The sequence below is a fragment of the Rugosimonospora acidiphila genome, assembly GCF_039543385.1.
Taxonomy (GTDB): domain Bacteria; phylum Actinomycetota; class Actinomycetes; order Mycobacteriales; family Micromonosporaceae; genus Rugosimonospora; species Rugosimonospora acidiphila.
Map to the genome: position 1 here is coordinate 1 of NZ_BAABJQ010000002.1, position 17,477 is coordinate 17,477.

19 protein-coding genes are annotated in these 17,477 nt (G+C 69.4%); 9 read left to right on the forward strand and 10 right to left on the reverse strand.

Features of this window, described 5'->3' with window-relative positions; genetic code table 11:
* Window positions 1-251: 251 nt before the first annotated feature.
* Together ABEA87_RS02905 and ABEA87_RS02910 are read left to right on the forward strand one after the other, a co-directional pair.
* Window positions 252-893, forward strand: coding sequence for a hypothetical protein (locus ABEA87_RS02905; protein WP_345625797.1), 642 nt, complete (start codon window positions 252-254; stop codon window positions 891-893).
* Window positions 894-1,225: 332 nt separating this feature from the next.
* Complete coding sequence (locus ABEA87_RS02910; protein WP_345625798.1) at window positions 1,226-1,444, forward strand: hypothetical protein; 219 nt, start codon at window positions 1,226-1,228, stop codon at window positions 1,442-1,444.
* A gap of 33 nt (window positions 1,445-1,477) precedes the next feature.
* Here the strand turns inward: ABEA87_RS02910 and ABEA87_RS02915 are convergent, their stop codons facing one another.
* From ABEA87_RS02915 to ABEA87_RS02930, 4 genes are all read right to left on the reverse strand, one after another.
* Complete coding sequence (locus ABEA87_RS02915; RefSeq protein WP_345625799.1) at window positions 1,478-2,776, reverse strand: WD40 repeat domain-containing protein; 1,299 nt, start codon at window positions 2,774-2,776, stop codon at window positions 1,478-1,480.
* Between the two features lie 39 nt (window positions 2,777-2,815).
* Window positions 2,816-3,418, reverse strand: coding sequence for a hypothetical protein (locus tag ABEA87_RS02920; RefSeq protein ID WP_345625802.1), 603 nt, complete (start codon window positions 3,416-3,418; stop codon window positions 2,816-2,818).
* Window positions 3,415-4,293 carry an ATP-binding cassette domain-containing protein gene (locus ABEA87_RS02925; protein WP_345625804.1) on the reverse strand — a complete coding sequence of 293 codons (879 nt, stop codon included), beginning with the start codon at window positions 4,291-4,293 and terminating at the stop codon, window positions 3,415-3,417. The genes ABEA87_RS02920 and ABEA87_RS02925 overlap by 4 nt, the downstream gene beginning before the upstream one ends.
* 131 nt (window positions 4,294-4,424) lie before the next feature.
* Window positions 4,425-5,027, reverse strand: coding sequence for a TetR/AcrR family transcriptional regulator (locus ABEA87_RS02930; RefSeq protein ID WP_345625806.1), 603 nt, complete (start codon window positions 5,025-5,027; stop codon window positions 4,425-4,427).
* A 170-nt stretch (window positions 5,028-5,197) separates the two neighbouring features.
* Between ABEA87_RS02930 and ABEA87_RS02935 the strand changes: the two genes are divergently transcribed.
* Window positions 5,198-6,205 carry an aldo/keto reductase gene (locus ABEA87_RS02935; protein ID WP_345625807.1) on the forward strand — a complete coding sequence of 336 codons (1,008 nt, stop codon included), beginning with the start codon at window positions 5,198-5,200 and terminating at the stop codon, window positions 6,203-6,205.
* 125 nt (window positions 6,206-6,330) lie between these two features.
* Here the strand turns inward: ABEA87_RS02935 and ABEA87_RS02940 are convergent, their stop codons facing one another.
* Window positions 6,331-6,954 (reverse strand): TetR/AcrR family transcriptional regulator, encoded by a 624-nt coding sequence (locus tag ABEA87_RS02940; RefSeq protein ID WP_345625808.1) that lies wholly within the window; start codon window positions 6,952-6,954, stop codon window positions 6,331-6,333.
* A gap of 161 nt (window positions 6,955-7,115) precedes the next feature.
* Between ABEA87_RS02940 and ABEA87_RS02945 the strand changes: the two genes are divergently transcribed.
* Entirely contained in the window at window positions 7,116-8,618 is a 1,503-nt protein-coding gene (locus ABEA87_RS02945) for an MFS transporter (protein ID WP_345625809.1), read from the forward strand.
* A 135-nt stretch (window positions 8,619-8,753) separates the two neighbouring features.
* Here the strand turns inward: ABEA87_RS02945 and ABEA87_RS02950 are convergent, their stop codons facing one another.
* Window positions 8,754-9,008, reverse strand: coding sequence for a hypothetical protein (locus tag ABEA87_RS02950; protein WP_345625811.1), 255 nt, complete (start codon window positions 9,006-9,008; stop codon window positions 8,754-8,756).
* A 336-nt stretch (window positions 9,009-9,344) separates the two neighbouring features.
* Between ABEA87_RS02950 and cspE the strand changes: the two genes are divergently transcribed.
* Window positions 9,345-9,548 carry a transcription antiterminator/RNA stability regulator CspE gene (gene cspE / locus ABEA87_RS02955; RefSeq protein ID WP_345625812.1) on the forward strand — a complete coding sequence of 68 codons (204 nt, stop codon included), beginning with the start codon at window positions 9,345-9,347 and terminating at the stop codon, window positions 9,546-9,548.
* Window positions 9,549-9,608: 60 nt separating this feature from the next.
* Here the strand turns inward: cspE and ABEA87_RS02960 are convergent, their stop codons facing one another.
* Complete coding sequence (locus ABEA87_RS02960) at window positions 9,609-10,757, reverse strand: low temperature requirement protein A (protein WP_345625813.1); 1,149 nt, start codon at window positions 10,755-10,757, stop codon at window positions 9,609-9,611.
* A 472-nt stretch (window positions 10,758-11,229) separates the two neighbouring features.
* Entirely contained in the window at window positions 11,230-11,691 is a 462-nt protein-coding gene (locus tag ABEA87_RS02965) for a response regulator (protein WP_345625815.1), read from the reverse strand.
* Between the two features lie 416 nt (window positions 11,692-12,107).
* On the opposite strand from ABEA87_RS02965, the gene ABEA87_RS02970 reads away from it, so the two are divergent.
* The 3 genes from ABEA87_RS02970 to ABEA87_RS02980 all read left to right on the forward strand — a co-directional run bounded on the left by ABEA87_RS02970 (window position 12,108) and on the right by ABEA87_RS02980 (window position 16,305).
* Window positions 12,108-12,917 carry a SigB/SigF/SigG family RNA polymerase sigma factor gene (locus ABEA87_RS02970; RefSeq protein WP_425570732.1) on the forward strand — a complete coding sequence of 270 codons (810 nt, stop codon included), beginning with the start codon at window positions 12,108-12,110 and terminating at the stop codon, window positions 12,915-12,917.
* A 333-nt stretch (window positions 12,918-13,250) separates the two neighbouring features.
* Complete coding sequence (locus ABEA87_RS02975) at window positions 13,251-15,650, forward strand: ricin-type beta-trefoil lectin domain protein (protein WP_345625816.1); 2,400 nt, start codon at window positions 13,251-13,253, stop codon at window positions 15,648-15,650.
* Window positions 15,651-15,786: 136 nt separating this feature from the next.
* Window positions 15,787-16,305 carry a cupin domain-containing protein gene (locus tag ABEA87_RS02980; protein ID WP_345625818.1) on the forward strand — a complete coding sequence of 173 codons (519 nt, stop codon included), beginning with the start codon at window positions 15,787-15,789 and terminating at the stop codon, window positions 16,303-16,305.
* Between the two features lie 20 nt (window positions 16,306-16,325).
* On the opposite strand, the gene ABEA87_RS02985 is transcribed toward ABEA87_RS02980, so the two are convergent.
* Window positions 16,326-16,613: a transcriptional regulator gene (locus tag ABEA87_RS02985; protein ID WP_345625820.1), complete on the reverse strand. Its 288-nt coding sequence runs from the start codon at window positions 16,611-16,613 to the stop codon at window positions 16,326-16,328.
* Window positions 16,610-17,074 carry a hypothetical protein gene (locus ABEA87_RS02990; protein ID WP_345625822.1) on the reverse strand — a complete coding sequence of 155 codons (465 nt, stop codon included), beginning with the start codon at window positions 17,072-17,074 and terminating at the stop codon, window positions 16,610-16,612. Before ABEA87_RS02990 ends, ABEA87_RS02985 begins: the two co-directional genes overlap by 4 nt.
* A gap of 187 nt (window positions 17,075-17,261) precedes the next feature.
* Between ABEA87_RS02990 and ABEA87_RS02995 the strand changes: the two genes are divergently transcribed.
* The gene (locus ABEA87_RS02995) at window positions 17,262-17,438 is read left to right on the forward strand and encodes a hypothetical protein (protein WP_345625824.1); all 177 of its coding nucleotides are present in this window, start codon (window positions 17,262-17,264) and stop codon (window positions 17,436-17,438) included.
* Window positions 17,439-17,477 lie beyond the last annotated feature (39 nt).

Genomic DNA, 17,477 nt, shown 5'->3' on the forward strand with positions numbered 1-17,477 from the left:
CCAGGAATTGTGCGTGAACACTATTTCCGCCCTCCAGTCGGGCCGGCAGAAGAAAGAACTTCGCAGGCTGAAATTAGCAGCGCTACAGGCCGTCAGGGACCCCTAGATCGCCCCGGTCGTGCCCGGATCACCACTGACTGAATTAGGGGTTGGACTATCCCCCGTGCCCGGTCACAGTGGCTGGCACCCGTTGCCGGGACTCATCCGCTCCATTGATCAGCGGGAGTTGGCACCAGATTACGGTATTGGTATTGATCTACGTTCAGCGCAGCCGCCCGAATACCAGCGGCGCCGACGCGCACGACCGGGCACGAACGGCTGTGCACGCGTCGAGAATCACCGCGCGCACCGGAGGCGGCACACTTTGGGACATGCCGGCAATGATTATCCCCGTCCGCCCGGACCCCCACGTTCCACGCTACCTGGCGCTAGGTGCCACGATTCGTGCCGTGCCTCTCATCGACTACTTCATCGCCGTCGACGACCCCACCGCCGCGACCACCATCGACGTGGCCGGCGGACCGGGCGTCGCGGGATTCGAAACGCTGCTCCTCAAGGGCATTGACCCCTACATCACGCTCGGCAGGCTGGAGTCGATCCTGACCAGTCACAGCTACGACGAGATAACCGACGACCCTAGGCACTGCCGTCCGATCACCGACCCGGAGGGAGACGCATTCGTCGTCACCGTCACCGACACGCTTCGCGACACGTTGGCCGCGGTCGGCGACGACCGGCTGGCCGATCTCGCGCGACGATGGGCCCAGACGGATGAGCTGAGGCTGGACGGCGTCGACGTCTCGGACCTCGCGGAAACGCTTACGCTGCTCACGGCGCTGGCGCGGCGCGCGGTCGAGACGGACGGCCACCTGTACTGCCGGTGGGCCCTCTAGACGGGTACCCCACCGGGAATTCTTGAGGTGGGGCGGGCCCATCCCCGCCTCGCCGACCGTGGAAGAGGGCCGCGGTCCGGGACGCAGCCCCGGCCCTCTCCACCCGCTACCCGTGAATGGGCTACTCGCACGGCAACGGCCGGTCCCACGGCTGGGGCATGGGCGACCTGGCGAGCGGCCATTAGCCTGTCAGCATGAAACCGTCCCGACAGCGGGCTCTTCGCGTTGACGATGTCGACTACGGCTGGGTGACCCGCTACGCCGATCCAGGACACGTCGTCGTCCGAGTCTGGCGCGCGGCTAACAGGCGAGGGCGCGGGTTGGAGGTACTAGTGCCATTCGACGACCCCTGGTTGAACTATGGACCGATCATCACCGCCCCCCGCGACCGGGTGGAGGAGATCTTCTCCCTCGATGCTGTCACGCCACGGCTGGTCGAAAAGCTCGTTCGGGCGGCAATCGGCGATGGCTGGGAACCGGACGGCCACGGCGCACCGATGCGCTTGGTGCTCGGCCGCGACGGAGTCGTCGCCCCCGACAACCGCTCCTGACGAACCGCCCTCCGTTCAGCGCGGTCACTCGCTTCACGCTGATCGATGGGCGCACGTCGATCGATGAAAGCACGTTAATCGATGAGAGCGCCGCCACAGCGCGTACCCGCTCAGGCCACCGAGCCCGACCACGACAACGGCGGCGGCAGCGGCCAGCAGCCGCCACACCGGAAACGTTCCACGGTCGGGATCGGCCGCGGCGCGGATGGCCGCCTGCCGGACCAGCGCCGTGGCCAGTTGCAACTGACACGCCTGGTCGCCGTGTTCGGGTAGCTGGCTCACCGTACGGATGCCGCGGTCGCTGAGGTCAACGTCGTCGACGCGCTCGTCCGAGTTGGTGAGCACGTGATCGGGAGAGCGCCAGCCGAGCAGCCGGTCGGCGGCCACCGGGGCCGGTACGGGGCGGTGGGCGCCGGGAACGTCGACGAACTCCACTCTGCTGTCGAAGCCGACCAGGGTGGAGAGCCCGGCCGGAGCCGTGGTCGCGAGCAGCAGGCCGTCCGGTGACCATGCCGCCGGCCCCGCCAGGTCCTGCCCGGCGGGCAGCGTGACCCGGCCCTGCACCGCGCCGTGGACCGTGACCACCCATGCCTGCCGCCGCACCTGCACGGCCAACCGGCCGTCCGGCGCGAACGCGGCGGCGCGCACCGGCCGGATCGCCGAGTACCGGGCCGAGACGCCGGTGCGCAGGTCGAGCACGGCCAGGTCCAGAACCGGCAGGCCGTCCTCGTACGCGCCGGCCGCGGTTCCATCCGTGGACGCCGGCACCGCGTACGCGACGTATCGGCCGTCCTCGGACCAGGCGAGCAGCCTGGGTGTGGTGCCAACGTTGGTGTGCCAGTCGGTCAGGGGAATCCTCCGGACCGTACCGGTCGTCAGGTCGATCAGCCGGACCCGGTGCCCGTCCTCCGCCGGTGGCACCTGGTCGCCCGCGTCGGCGTCGAGCAGCAGCACTCCTGTGCCGTCCGGCGCGATCAGGCCGCCATCGGGCCACTCGTCGAATCCGGACACCCCCAACCGCCGGTACGAGTCGCGGTCGGCACCGACCACCGTGGTCTGTGATGAGTCGTCCGAGCAGTACCGGAACAGCGCGACCGCCCGGCCCGCGGGATGCTGGCCCACCGTGGCCGTCCTCGTCCACCCCGACCGCCCGGCGATCCGGTCCGGCAGGCTCGGCCGGTCCGGCAGGCTCGGCCGATCCGGCTGCGCGAATGCCTGGCTCGGCGCCAGCGCGGCGACACAGCCGAGCAACACGCACCACCACCGGGCGCGCCGCCGAACACCGGCGAGTACCGATCGGTTGCCGGTCGTCTCACGGTCTGCCGTGCGCATCACGCCACGATAGGACTCACGTGCGTCCGGTGTGTGCGGTCAATCGCTGGTCAGGTCGCGGTGGACCGCGACGATCGCGGCCACCATGGCCAGCGCGGTCCAGCCCGCGAATATCAGCAGGCTGTGGTAGTCGCCGCCGCCCGCCTTGAGGAACGAGCTGATCGGCAGTGGCAGCTCGAGCTTGCCGACCAGGCCCTCGATGAAGATGAACCAGCCCGCGTACCCGATGAACAGCCAGGTGGGCCGGCGCACCACGGTGGCGTTGAAGACGCCGTACAGGGCCATCAGGGGCACCACCGCGAGCGTGGACCGGAACTGGTGGGCGGCGCCGGTGACCAGTACCGCGAGGCCGCTGGCCACCGCGACGGCGGTGGCCAGGACGACGGCGGCCAGCGCCTGAGCGGCCAGCGCGGTGAGCCGGCGGGGCTGGCCCAGGTACAGCAGGACGGCGGTGCGGTGCTGGTAGTGCTGGCCCGTGTTCATGACGGCGATCGCAAAGGCGCCCAGTTCGGCCAGCAGCGACCAGAAGTCGACGCTGAACCAGCCGAACGTCAGTCCGAGCAGGACGATGGCGGCCATGGAGATCCAGCCCGACCGGACCGTCAGCGACCGGTGAACCTCGCTGCGCAGGACCGCGATCATCGGTCGGACACCAGATCGAGGAAGACCTTCTCCAGGTTCGGGGCCTCGGAGCTGAGTTCGTAGAGCGGTACCCGGGCGTGGAAGGCGATCTCCCCGACGTCCTCCGGGGACAGCCCCGATACTTCGAGGGCGTGGCCGTCGGTCGTGACGTCGGCGCCGGCGTCCTGGAACGCGTACCACAGCCGCCGGGGGTCCCGGCCGCGCACCCGCAGCCGCCGCCCACCGCCGGCGGATAGTTCGGCCAGCGACGACTCGCGCACCACCCGGCCGCCCGCGATGATGACGACGTCGTCGATGAGCTGCGCGAGTTCGGCCAGCAGGTGGCTGGAGATGAGCACGGTGCCGCCCGCGTCGGCGTGGTCGCGCAGCAACTGGCGCAGCCACGCGACGCCCTCGGGGTCGAGTCCGTTGGCCGGCTCGTCGAGCACCAGGATTTCGGGATCGCCCAGCAGCGCCGTGGCCACCGACAGCCGCTGCCGCATGCCCAGCGAGTAGTCGCCGGTGCGGCGGTCCGCGGCGTGGGCCAGCCCCACGCGATCCAGCAGCGGGTCCACCCTCGACCGGTCGACCCGGGCGAGCAGCGCCTGGGTGGCGAGATGGGCTCGACCGGTCTGACCGGGGTGGCTCAGGCCCTGCTCCAGGACGGCGCCCACCTGCCGCAACGGGTGCTTGAGGTCGCGGTACCGCCGGTTTTTGATGAGCGCCTGGCCGGACGTCGCCCGGATCAGACCCAGCAGCATCCGCAGCGTGGTGGTCTTTCCGGACCCGTTGAGCCCGAGGAAGCCGGTGACGCGGCCGGGCGACGCGGTGAAGGTCGCCTCGTTCACGGCGCGGACCTGACCATATGTCTTCGTCAATGCGAGGGCCTGGATCATCGACTCCGATTATCGCCGGTGCCCCTGCGCGCGGACTTACCCGGTCGGGATCCGGGAGCCTCGCCGAGGGCGTCGCGCCGCTGCTTCCCACCAGTTCGTCGGCCGCACCGTTCGTCCAGCCCAGCGGCGAACTACCGCGGCAGGGGCGAATCGCCGCCGCCAGCGGGGTCCCGCGCGACCGCGTCGAGTGCGGCGCGTAGCTGGGGGATGAGCTGCTCCACCTGCGGGCCGGTGAAGGCGGTGTGCCCCAGTACCGTGCGGCTGAGCAGGACCCCGGAGCAGATCGCGACCAGCAGCCCGGCGCGGCCCCAAGCGTTGTCACCGGGGAGCGCGTCGGCCAGCCTGCGCTGATAGTTGCGCTCGATGCTGTCCCGCATGATGGCCGCCGCCCGGGGATTGGCGGCCGAGCGGAGAGTCAGCAGCAGTCCGTCGGACGCGGTTTGCCCGTCGCCCGCCAGCAGTTCCCGGGCCGCCCGCTCGTTGAGTTCCAGCGTCATCATCAGGGACTTGTCGTAGGCCAGGTCCACCACCTCGGCGAACAGCCCCTCCTTCGAGCCGAAGTATCGGCTGATCAGCCGGGAGTCCACCTCGGCCGCGCGGGCGATCTCGCGTACCCCGGCGCCGTCGTATCCCCGTTCGGTGAAGATCTCCCGGGCGGCGCGCAGGATGGCCGCCCTGGTGGCCGCGGAGTCGCGGCGCCGGACCGAGGCGGAAGGGAGATCGGCTTGGCTCATGGTGACCAGGGTACGAGGCCGTCCGGTGCCGGAGCGGGAACCCGAACGAACCATGTCCGCAGCTGTGGACATCCGTGCTATGGTAGCTAAGTCCACGAGTGTGGACATGCTCCGACCTGGCCAGGAACGAGTTTCACCGCAACCACCCTGACAATCATGAAAGTGCGGATATGTCCATTTCTCAGCGTTCCCTCGGTCCCGATGGCCTGATCGTCGGGGCCGTCGGCTACGGCGCGATGAGCTTCGCCCGCCCCTACGGGCAGACCGCGGACGTTGCCAGCCAGGACGGCGCCGACCGCCTGATCGGTCGGGCCATCGAGCTCGGCGTCACCTTGATCGACACCGCCGACGGTTACGGCGACAGCGAGGAGGTCATCGGCCGGGCCGTCGCGGGCCGCCGCGACAAGGTAATGATCGCCACCAAGTTCGGCATCGTCCGGGCGCTGACCCCCGCGGGGCCACCGATCATCAATGGCCGACCCGAGTACGTCCGGCAGCGGATCGAGCGCTCGCTCACCCGGCTCGGCACCGACCACGTCGACCTCTACTACCAGCACCGGGTGGACCCGGACGTCCCGATCGAGGAGACCGTCGGCGCGATGGCCGAACTCGTCGCCGAGGGCAAGGTCCGCCACCTCGGCCTCAGTGAGGCCGCGCCCGACACCATCCGCCGGGCCCACGCCGTTCACCCGATCAGCGCGGTCCAGACCGAATGGTCGCTGTGGTCGCGCGACATCGAGCAGGAGGTCTTCCCGCTCTGTCGGAAGTTGGGCATCGGGATCGTTCCCTACAGCCCGCTCGGTCGGGGCATGCTCACCGGCGGGATCAGGTCGCGGGAGGACCTGCCGGAGAACGACTACCGCCGCCGGATGCCGCGCTTCGCCCAGGAGGCATTCGACGCCAACGCGGCGGCGGTGGAGACGGTCCGACAGATCGCCGAGGCGCACCGGGCCGCTCCCGGTCAGGTCGCGCTCGCCTGGCTGCTGGCCAAGGCCCCGGACGTGGTACCCATTCCCGGCACGCTGCACGTCTCCCGCCTGGAAGAGAACGCCGGCGCGGCCGAACTCACCCTCGACGCGGCGGAGATCGCCCGCCTCGACGCGTTGCCGGTCACCGGTGAACGCGAGAGCGAGCTGGGCCACAACTGGTTCTACGGCGTCACCCCGCCACGGCGCTGACCCACTGGTTCGCCCCGCCCCGCCCCGCCCCGCCTCGCGCGGGGCGAACCGCCGCCGATTCGGTACGTGTTTTCGTGACGGATGGGTCGGGCAGTCGGCCGGGCGGTCGCCGCCTCAGCGTCGCCTCAGTCGCCGACCGCGACCGGCGCGACGACCAGTCCGTCCGCGACGACCAGGCCGTCCACGACGGCGTCCAGGGCCTGGACCAGCGGCCCCTCGTCACCGCGCAGGTGGGCGAGCATGGTGCCGCCCTGAAGCGCGGTGAGCAGGGCCCAACCGGCCGCGGCCGGGTCGGTGCCCGGGGACACCCGGCCCGCGCGGACGGCCCGGCCGACCAGGTCGGCGATGGCCCCGTGCCAGCGGGCGAACAGTTCAATGAGGATGGCCTTGAGCGCCGGATCGCCGTCGACCTGGCCGACGAACACGCCCAGCGGGCAGAGCCCGTGACAGGTCCTCCGGTGGGTGCGCACCACGTCGTCGCGCCACCGGCGCAGGTCCCCACAGGTCTGGTCGGTGAGGGCGGGCTGGCCGCCCAGCACCTGCTCGAACTGGTGGAACAGGACCGCGATCGTCAGCTCCTGCCTGCCCTCGAAGTAGTGGTAGAACTGGGACTTTCCGGTGCCGCTGGCCAGCAGCACGTCGTCCACGGACGGCGCGGCGAGACCCCGTTCACGCATCAGGCTGGCCGCCGCCTCGACGATCGCGGCCCGGGTGCGCCGTCCTCGCTCGGTGCTCGGCGGTGTCTTCATGCCGCCCTCCTCCCGCCTACCGGTCCCCCACCCCGCTGTTTGGCGATCCTCGTCACTCCTGGGCGCGCAAGGGCGACCCTCCCCCGGACTGTACTATACAGTACAGTCCGGGACGCGTCTTCGATGCCCCAATCCGGCGCCAAAGAAAGAACCGAAGCTAAATGTCATTGCGTACCGCCATGCGTACCGCCCCCGCCTGGGCCACCCTCGTCGTCTGCTGTGTGGCGCAGTTCATGGTCGTGCTGGACGTGACGATCGTGAATGTGGCGCTGCCTCAGATGCGGCAAGATCTTGGACTCAGCGTCAACAGCCAGCAGTGGGTCGTCAACGCCTACACCCTGACCTTCGCCGGATTCCTGATGCTCGGTGGCCGCGCCGCCGACCTGTTCGGCCGTCGTCGGATCTTCATGATCGGCCTGGTGATCTTCACCGTATGCAGCCTGGTGGGCGGCGTGGCGCAGAGCTCGGGCTGGCTCATCGGGGCCCGGGCCGCGCAGGGTCTCGGCGGGGCCGTACTCGCCCCGGCCACCCTGAGCCTGCTCACCAGCCGCTTCACCGATCCCCACGCACGGCGCCGCGCACTGGGCGCCTGGGCGACTACGGCCGCCAGCGGCGCCGCCGTCGGCGTGCTGGCCGGCGGGGTGCTCACCGACCTGCTCGACTGGCGGTGGGTGCTGTTCGTGAACGTGCCGATCGGCATTGCCGTCCTGGTACTGGCCATGCTGTCGCTGTCGGAGTCCCGCCTCAACCGGACCGGCCAGCGGCTGGACGTGCTCGGCGCCACCACCGTCACCCTCGGCCTGGCGGCCGTCGTCTACGGCATCGTCGGCACCGACACCAATTCCTGGGGTTCGGCCCGCACCATCGGCGTGCTGGCCGCCGGAGCCGTGCTGCTCGCCGCCTTCGCCGTGATCGAAACCCGGATCGCGGGCCAGCCGCTGGTCCCGTTCTCGATCTTCAAGATGCGCTCGCTGTCCGTCGCCAACGGGGTGGCGGTCACCATCGGCATGGCGTTGTTCGGCGCGTACTTCTTCCTGTCGCTGTATCTCCAGCAGGTCGCCGGGTACTCGCCCCTGCGCGCCGGCCTGGCGTTCCTCCCGGTCGGGCTGTCGACCTTCCTCGGCTCACTGATCGGCACCCGGGTCGTGCACCACATCGGGTACCGGCGCCAGCTCCTGCTCGGACCGGCCCTGTCGGCCGCCGGGCTGATCTGGATGGCCACCACCCTGCAGGCCGGCGACGCCTACCTGCCGCACATCCTCGGGCCGCTGATCCTCTTCGGCCTGGGCGTCGGGTTGTCGTTCGTACCGATGACCCTCGCCGCCACCCACGGCATGCCGCCGCACCAGGCCGGCCTCGCCTCCGGGCTGATCAACACTACCCGGCAGGTCGGCGGCGCCGTCGGGCTGGCCGTCATGGCCACCTTCGCCTCGAGCGTGTCCCGGGGCCACCACCCCACCGGCCCGCAGTCGGTGGCCACTGCGCTGACCGCGGGCTACGACCGGGCGTTCCTCATCGCCGGCCTCGCGCTGGTCGTCGCGGTAGTGCTCGCCCTGGCCCTGCCCTCGGCGGCCCAGCAGCGGGCGAACGAACAGGCCGTCAGCGAACAGCCGAGCCAGCAACCGCAGGCACGGGTCACCGCGGACGCGCTCGCGGAGGACTGACCACGAGACTGACGACACGAGTGGCGGCGCACCCATGCGGTGCGCCGCCACTCGTGAGGCTCGGCGCGGGCGCGGCGGCGCCGCGGCGAGCCGCGGGCTACTCGTGGGGCCACCGGCCCTCGGCGTCGCGGCCGGTCACGCTGAATCCCATGGACGAGCCGGCAGGTTCTGCCGGTCGACCGCCTCCCACAACTCCTCGGGTATCGCATCGCGCCCGCCGGCTCGCCGAAGGTGGGACACGATCTCACGCTGGGCGGCGTCGAGTTCGGCGCGAGCCTTCCGCCACCGTTCATAGAGTCCGAACGGGAGCTCTGCCCCCTGGTCGCCCCGCACGGGAGTCAGGTGGACAACCGCATGTTCGTCGTACCCGCCGATCATGTAGCGCGCCATCGCGCGTCCTCTCTGGTCCGACGCGGCGAGGGAGAGTTTCCTCAACGGTCGTCCGTCCTTTCACACCGTACGCGGACTCGCGGATCAGCGGGCAGCCGGACAACCGGGGCCGAACCGCGCTCCGGCACCCATCGGCCGACACAAGGCGCCGAGTTGCCGCAGGTGTGCTACCGTCCCAGGGTCGCAGTTTTGAGCTTCAAATTAGTCTGGGCGCCTGAGGGATCATGACCCTGGCGCTTCTCTGTTGCCAGTCCTTTTCCCTGGACGTAGGTGATCAACGCGGCGACACGGATGCCACACGGTGTGGTCTCCACAAGCCTTCCAAGGAGAAAAGGTATGGCTATCGGTACCGTTAAATGGTTCAACGCCGACAAGGGCTTCGGCTTCATCACGCCCGACGGTGGCGGATCGGACGTGTTCGCGCACTTCTCCGCCATCACCTCGGACGGCTTCCGCAGCCTCGACGAGAACCAGCGGGTCGAGTTCGACATCACCCAGGGCCAGAAGGGCCCGCAGGCGGCGAACATCCGCGTCGTCTGACGGTGGCCGGTGGCGGTGACGAGGTGCGGGACGCGCCACGTCACCGCCACGCCGGGCGTTTCACAGGGACGGAGAGGGTCTCTCCGGTCGGCCACGACGGGCACGGACGGCGTCGGCAACGGCGATTCCAACGAGGATGAGCGCCGAAACGCCGCCCGCGATCAGCGGTGTCAGCAGCCTGATCGCCGCCGCCGTCGCGGCCAGCGCGAGCAAGCCAGCCAGCCGGGAGGGGGATACCCGGGTGAAGACTTCATACTCGAACCGGGCCCGTCCGGCCAGGAACAGCGCGGGACCGCCCAGCACGAGGATGATCACGCTCGGGGTCAGCTGCGCGGTGGGATGACCGATGAGGGATTCGAAGCCCGCCGCGGTGACGACGACACCAGCAACCATGACCAGGTGGGTGTATGGGGCCGACCGCAGGAGCCGGCCGGGGTCGCGGGCGGACTCGATGGCGGGCTGGAGGAGCACTCCGGCCCGGTGGACGTAGAGCCGCCACAGCACCACGGTGGTGGTGAACGCGATCGCGAACGCCAGGGCCTGGCTGGACGTGAAGGCACTGCCGGCGAAGGTCAGACTGGTGGCCAGGATCGCGGTGCCGAGAGCCAGCGTGAAGAACTGTTGATAGCGCTCGGCCAGGTGTTCGGCCGCCACGTCGTACTGCGATGACGGGACCCTGCCAAGCCGCGGGGTGGGGTAGCGAAACCGGGCGGATCCGTAGTCCAGGACGAGTGCCAGTGGCCACAACACCTCACGAGCGGTGCGCGGTGCGAGACCGCCGGCGATCCACGGCGCGGCGGACACGGCGAACCAGAAGAGAAACCGCGCGGCGTGCCGTTGCGCCGGTTGACCGCGCAGGGCGGCGACCAGGAACAGCCCGCGACCAAGGTGGATGGCCACATACGCCAGGGCGAACACGAAGCCTCGCTCGGCGAACGCTTTCGGCACCGCGGCAGACATCACCATGCTGCCCGACATGACCCAGATCGTCATGGGCAGGATGGGTGGCCGCTGCCTGCGGTAGAGGTCCGTGACCAGCGCGGTGACCGACCAGATCCACCAGATCGCCATGAGCAGAATCAGGGTGTGTAACGCGCCGCGCCACGTGCGATCGCTAGCCAGCGATTGCGAGATCAGGGCGAGCGCGGCGACGAATACCAGATCGAAGAACAGTTCCAGGAGGGTCGTTCGCTGCGGGCCCTCGTGCATAGGCAGTGGCGCCCGCTCTGGGCCGGCGCCGGCCGTCACCGGCGACTCGCCCGACCGGCATCCTGGGCCCGGACATGCCGGCCGGCCGGTCCCCGCCCAGCGAGGCGGGCTCGAGCCGCGGTGGCGGGCACCTGTAACGCACCGGCGTTACCGGTAAGGGTTCCCGACAGGCGCGAAGCAGACCGAGCCGGTACGCGTTTGAGGCAGTGACAGAACATACGGCTCCACAGACAACGCCACGATCATGGAACGTGACCGATGGAGACAAGAGTTCCACCATCGGCGATCAGTCCGGCGCATTCGACAACGCTCGGCGTGTCAGCGACGGTCGCGCATTCGTCGCCGGATGCCAGCCGCCAGAACCGGTCAGGCACCTGCGGGGAATCACCACGATCTCACTCTGGTCGATCCGGTAAGGGCGACGAGAGTGGCAGCCGCCGATCTCGCTCGTGAGCCGACAGACGCCCGAACGTCAGAAGCCGGGCGGAGTCCGGTCGGGTAACAGGGCGGTGTCCGACCAGAACTGATTGATGCTGCGCACGACATCGATGAAGTTATCGTAGTCGGTGGGTTTGGTGACGTAGGCATTGGAGTGCAGCCGGTAGCAGCGGATGACGTCGTCCTGGGAGCGGGAGGTGGTCAGGACGACGACGGGAATGCTGGCTGTCGACTCGTGTGCCTTGAGATTCGCCAGCACCTCGCGGCCGTCCATCCGGGGCAGGTTGAGGTCCAGGAGGATGAAGGCGGGCCTGGGCGCGCTGTGATACGCGCCGCGCCGGTGAACGAAGTCCAGGGCCTGCTCCCCGTCGCTGACAACGTGCAGGACGGTGGCCATCGCGTCGTCCCCGAATGCCTCACGGGCCATCATCTCGTCGCCGGGGTCATCCTCAACCAGGAGGATGTCGACCGGTGAGGTGAGAGTGTCCGCGCTCATAGGTGCCTCCAAGGTGCCGCCGCCATCCCGCTGGCCGGACCTCGAGAGCATCGGGGCTTCGAGCGCATCTCGGGGCCCGAGTTTACCCCGAGGCCCTGAGCTCGAACCAGCGGCTCGGCCGCTGACCGGTGTCGAGAGACGCCGATGAGCATCCTCTCAGTAGCGGTTTGAGATTCGGCGGTGCCATCCGCACAGCAGCAGCGGTGGATGGGAGTAGGGTCATCCTCAGTTGATGGATCCCACCCGCGAAAACCCCCGGTGGTCTCCATCTCAGCCCGAAACGGGTTGTGGCGACGCTCAAAGCGTGGGCGCCCCGACGCGAACGATTGCTCTGCCGTGTCGAACCCTGTCTCGGGCCTGTCGTCATACAGGTTTCTCAGTGCTCTCGACGCGGATCCGGTCTGAGAGGACCATCAATGACCGCACCGTCGACCATCACCGCCCCCCGCATCGCCTCCCGGACCAAGCCCGCGGCACCAGGCGGATCGGCCGTGGCCCTGCTCCAGCACATGCACAAGCTGCCCAACGCACACCCGGACCGCGTCGCGGTGCGGGACCGCGCGATCACGGCATGGCTGCCCCTGGCCCGCCACCTCGCCCGCCGCTTCGAGGGCCGCGGCGAAGCGCTCGACGACCTGACCCAGATCGCCGCCATGGGGCTCATCAAGGCGATCGACCGTTTCAACCCCGAGTACGGCGCCGACTTCGCCTCCTACGCCGTTCCCACCATCGTCGGTGAGATCAAGCGGCACTTCCGGGACCGCACCTGGGACATCCGGGTGCCCCGCCGCCTGCAGGAGCTGAAGCTGGACATCAACACCGCCACCGCCACGTTGACGCAGACCCTGGGACGCTCCCCCACCGTGGCCGACCTCGCACGTCACCTCAAGCGCAGCGAAGACGAGGTCCTCGAAGGACTCGAAGGCGCCCGTGCCTATAACGCCGTCTCACTGCAGACGATAATCGGCAACGACGAAGACGGCACCGAGCTCGGCGACCGGTTCGGCGCCGACGACCCGGAATTCGCCACCGCGGAGCTACGCGCGAGTCTCCGACCCGCGCTCGACACGCTGGCGCCACGGGAGCGGCAAATCATCGTGCTGCGGTTCTTCGGCCACCAGACGCAGACCCAGATCGCCGAACGGGTTGGCGTGTCCCAGATGCACGTGTCCCGCTTGCTCGCGAAGTCCCTCAGGGCGCTGCGGAACCAACTCGCTCAGGGCTGAGCTTCCCACCACACGCGGTCCTTCACGACGAGTGGCCGCAGCCCGGTCCAGGTCCCGGTTCCCCGAGAGCCTGGACCGGGTGGGACGCTGCGGCGCCCGACAATCAACCGCTGTTGATCGCGCCGGTGATGGCGGCGGCGTTGGTAGACGCCACCCGGGCCGCGCGGCCGTTGCGGCAACCAGGTATTGACAGGCGTCTTAACGAAAGCGTTCAGTTACCTACAGGTCGCTTCGCGAGTTCCCCCACCAGCCAGCAGATCTACCAGTCGGCCCGCCGGTGCGCCGTGCCCAGGCTCCGCCGGCACCACCCTCACGGCGAAAGGGATAACGGCCATGCGCTTCCCCCCTCTCCGCCAGGCGCTCGTCCGCGCCTGGTCCGCTGTCTGCGCGGCGCTGCTGCTGACCGGCGTGCTCGTCGGCCTCGACGCCGCCCCGGCCACCGCGGCCACCACCACCATCACCATCAACGGATCCCAGGGTGGTCGCACGTTCGATGGCGTCGGCGCGATCAGCGGCGGTGGCGGCAACAGCCGGCTGCTCATCGACTATCCCGAGCCCGAGCGCTCGCAGATCCTGGACTACCTGTTCAAGCCGGGGTACGGGGCCAACGTGCAGCTGCTGAAGATCGAGATCGGTGGGGACGCCAACTCCACCGACGGTGCCGAGCCGAGCATCGAGCACGCCAGGGGCGCCGTGAACTGCGCCGTCGGATACGAGTTCTGGCTCGCCCAGCAGGCCAAGGCCCGCAACCCGAATCTCAAGCTGTACGGGTTGGCCTGGGCCGCGCCCGGCTGGATCGGAGGCGGCGACTTCTGGTCCCAGGACATGATCGACTACCTGATGACCTGGCTCGGCTGCGCGAAGAGCGACGGGCTGGCCATCGACTATCTCGGCGGCTGGAACGAACGCGGCCACGACAAGGGCTGGTACGAGACGCTGCACAGCACCCTGGCCAGCAACGGGTACGGCGGGACCAAGGTGGTCGGCGACGACACGAGCTGGGGGACGGCCGACGATATGGTCGCCGACCCGGCCTTCAAGGCCGCGGTGGACATCGTCGGCGACCACTACCCGTGCGGCTACCTGTCCGACTCCACCACCTGCAACTCCACCGCCAACGCGGTGGCCACCGGCAAGCCGCTGTGGGCCAGCGAAAACGGTTCGCTGGACGCCGATTCCGGCGCGCAGGCGCTGATCCGCTCGATAACCCGCGGGTACATCGACGGGAAGATGACCGCGTACCTCAACTGGCCGCTGGTCGCCGCCATCACCCCCAACCTGCCGTTCTCCACCGTGGGCCTGGCGGTCGCGCCGTCACCGTGGTCCGGCTCGTACCGGCTGGGCAAGGAGGTCTGGGCCATGGCGCAGGTCACCCAGTTCGCCCAACCGGGCTGGACGTTCATCGACTCGGCCAGCGGGTACCTCGGCGGCGCGCGGGCGAACGGCAGCTACGTCACCCTGAAGTCCCCGAACGGCAGCGACTACAGCTCCATCATCGAGACCACCACCGCGACCGCGGCGCAGACCGTGACGGTGCACGTGTCCGGCGGGCTGTCCACCGGCACCGTGCACGTCTGGGCCACCAACCTCGCCTCCGCCAACAGCAGCGGCTACTTCGTCCGGCAACCCGACGTCACCCCGAGCGCCGGCGGCTACACCCTGACCCTGCAGCCGGGGTACGTGTACTCGCTGACCACCACCACGGGCCAGGGCAAGGGCACGGCCACCAGCCCCTCCCCCACCAACCTGGCGCTGCCCTACAGCGACACCTTCGACGGCTACGCCACCAACGCCGAGGCCAGGTACGTCGCCGACCAGCAGGGCTCATTCGAGGTGCGCACCTGCGCGGCCGGGCGCACCGGCAAGTGCCTGCAGCAGGTCACCCCGGTCAAGCCGATCGAGTGGCAGGGTGACAGTGACGCGTTCGCGCTGGCCGGCGACACCACGTGGAGCAACTACACCGTCTCGGTGGACGTCAACCTGCAGCAGGCCGGCACGGCCGAACTGATCGGCCGGGCCAACACCCAGTCCCGGCCGCAGAACCGCCAGGCCGGGTACGAGCTACGGGTCGGCAACACCGGGGCCTGGCAGGTGGTGAAGAACTCGACGTCGGGGACGCTGACCACGCTGGCCAGCGGAACGACCACCGCGCTGGGCCTGAACAGCTGGCACACGCTCACCCTGACCCTGCAGGGCAGCACCATCACCGCCAAGATCGGCACCACGACCCTGGCGACGGTCAACGACACCTCCTACGTGCTCGGGCAGGTCGGCGTCGGCGTGGTGGGCTACCAGACCGACCAGTTCGACAATCTCGTGGTGACTCCGGGGACCGGGGGCGTGACCGCCAAGCCGATCACCTCCGGCATGGCGGGCAAGTGCCTGCAGGCTCAGAACGGCGCCTCGGCGGACGGCACGCCGGTGGTCATCGCTACCTGCGATGCCGGTAGCGCCGCGCAGAACTGGACGGTCGCCGGGAGCAACACCCTGCAGTTCAACGGGAAATGCCTCGACGTCACCGGGCAGGGCACCGCAGACGGCACGCTGGTGGAGCTGTGGACCTGCAACGGTGGCACCAACCAGCAGTGGGCGGTCGGTAGTGGCTCGTCGCTGATCGGTACCGGGTCGGGCAAGTGCCTCGACGACCCGGCCCTGTCCACGACCGACGGCACCCAACAGGAGATCTGGACCTGCAACGGTGGGGCCAACCAGGTCTGGCACCTGCCGACCTAGCCTGCCGCGGGCCGGAGCGCGAGCACGGCGATGGGCCTCCCGATCCCGCCGGGCGGCCCATCCCACGCGGTTTAGCCCGTCGCGACCAGGGCACTCCAGAAAGGGGATGTTGCAGTCCAGGTAAGGAGCGAGTCGCATGGGCACCACCGCGATCCCGGCCGATGACCAGACACGAGCGCTCGTACACGCTCGGCCCGAGGACGCCAGCGTCGCGCACGTCGCGATCGTCGGAGACACCTACACGATTCTCGTGACCGGCGAGCAGACCGCCGGTCGGTACTGCCTGATCGACATGCGCGTGCCGCCGGGCGGTGGCCCGGCACCGCACCGCCACGACTTCGAAGAGATGTTCACGCTGCTCGACGGGGCAGTGGAATTCACCTTTCGCGGTGAGCGGACCGTCGTGCGGGCCGGCGAGACGATCAACATCCCGGCGAACGCTCCGCATTTCTTCCGTAACGCCTCTCACGAGCCGGCGCGCATGCTGTGTATGTGCACGCCGTCGGGGCAGGACGAGTTTTTCCTGCGAATCGGCGACCTGGTCGATGGGCCGACCGCGCCGCCTCCGTCCCTCACCGAAGCCGAGCAGGGCGAGCGCAAGGAGCGTGCCGCCCGGCTCGCGGCCGAGTACCGGACGGAGCTGCTGACGCCTTAACGGCCAGGCCGAAGTTAGCGCTAGGCGTCGCCGATCAGCGTTCTCAGGGCCGCGACATGCTGTTCGTAGGCTTGCTGTCCGGCCGCCGTTATCCGGTAGGTCGTGCTTCCCCCGCGGCCATGACCGACCTTCGTCGAGCTGACGTAGGCGGCGGCTTCCAGAGTCGACATCTGTTTCGACAGGTCCGACTCGCTGATCTGCAGATGGTCCTTCAGGAACCGGAACGAGACCGACGGGGCGTTGGCCAGGACGGCCATGGCGGCCAGCCGCTTGGGCACGTGGATCACCGGATCCAGCCCATCGATCATTGGAGGCGGGCCCGGGTCCTGGCGGCGGCCACGCCATAACGCCGCTCATAAACGGTCAGGCCAACCGTCACGAGGACGAAAGCGGCACCGGCCGCTACGCCAACGCCCACCAGCCACCACACGAGACCGACGAGAACAGCGACCAGGGGCAGGGCAAGCAGGTATCCGCGCCAGACTCCGGCGATCTCGGCTGGCGGCGTTCCCTTGCCCGGCATCGGAAACGCGCCGTGCCGGCGCCGCAACCAGACGACGAACAGTGCCTCGACGGCGATCAGGGCGGCGAGTGAGCCCAGGAACAGGCCCGCGTTCACCCGCCACCAGGCGAAGGTGCCGATCACGGCGGCGACCCAGGCACCGATGGCTGGCGCATACCACCACGGGGTGGGTGGGTAGTCGACGTAAGGGGCAGCGGCGCCACGCTCGGCCGCCTTGAGCTGCTCCCGCAGGGCAATACTTTCCACACCGGAAACATTACTGATAACTTTCCACTCGCGCAAGTAAGGAGCCGGGTCATGGCTCAGCGGGCGGCGCACACGATCTTTCGCGCCTCACGGGCGAGCCTCTCGTCGTGCGGCCGGTCCAGCTCGCGCGCGAGTTCGATGGTCCGGCCGAGCGGCTCCAGCGCCTGGTCACACGCGGGACGGCAAGGTGGCCTGTTTCTTCCAGAGCGCGGCGAAATTCAAGACGCGGTACGCGACGCTCGGCTTCAGTGACGAGGCCAACCTCGATGAGGAGGCCAGGTGGCCGGCCTCGTACGCCCTGACCGAGCTGACCGCCGCCGCCGAGGCGAGGATCGGCGCGCTGATGAGGCAGGCGGTGAGCTGAGTGCCGGCGGCCGGCTGAGTACCGGGACGTACAGCGGGT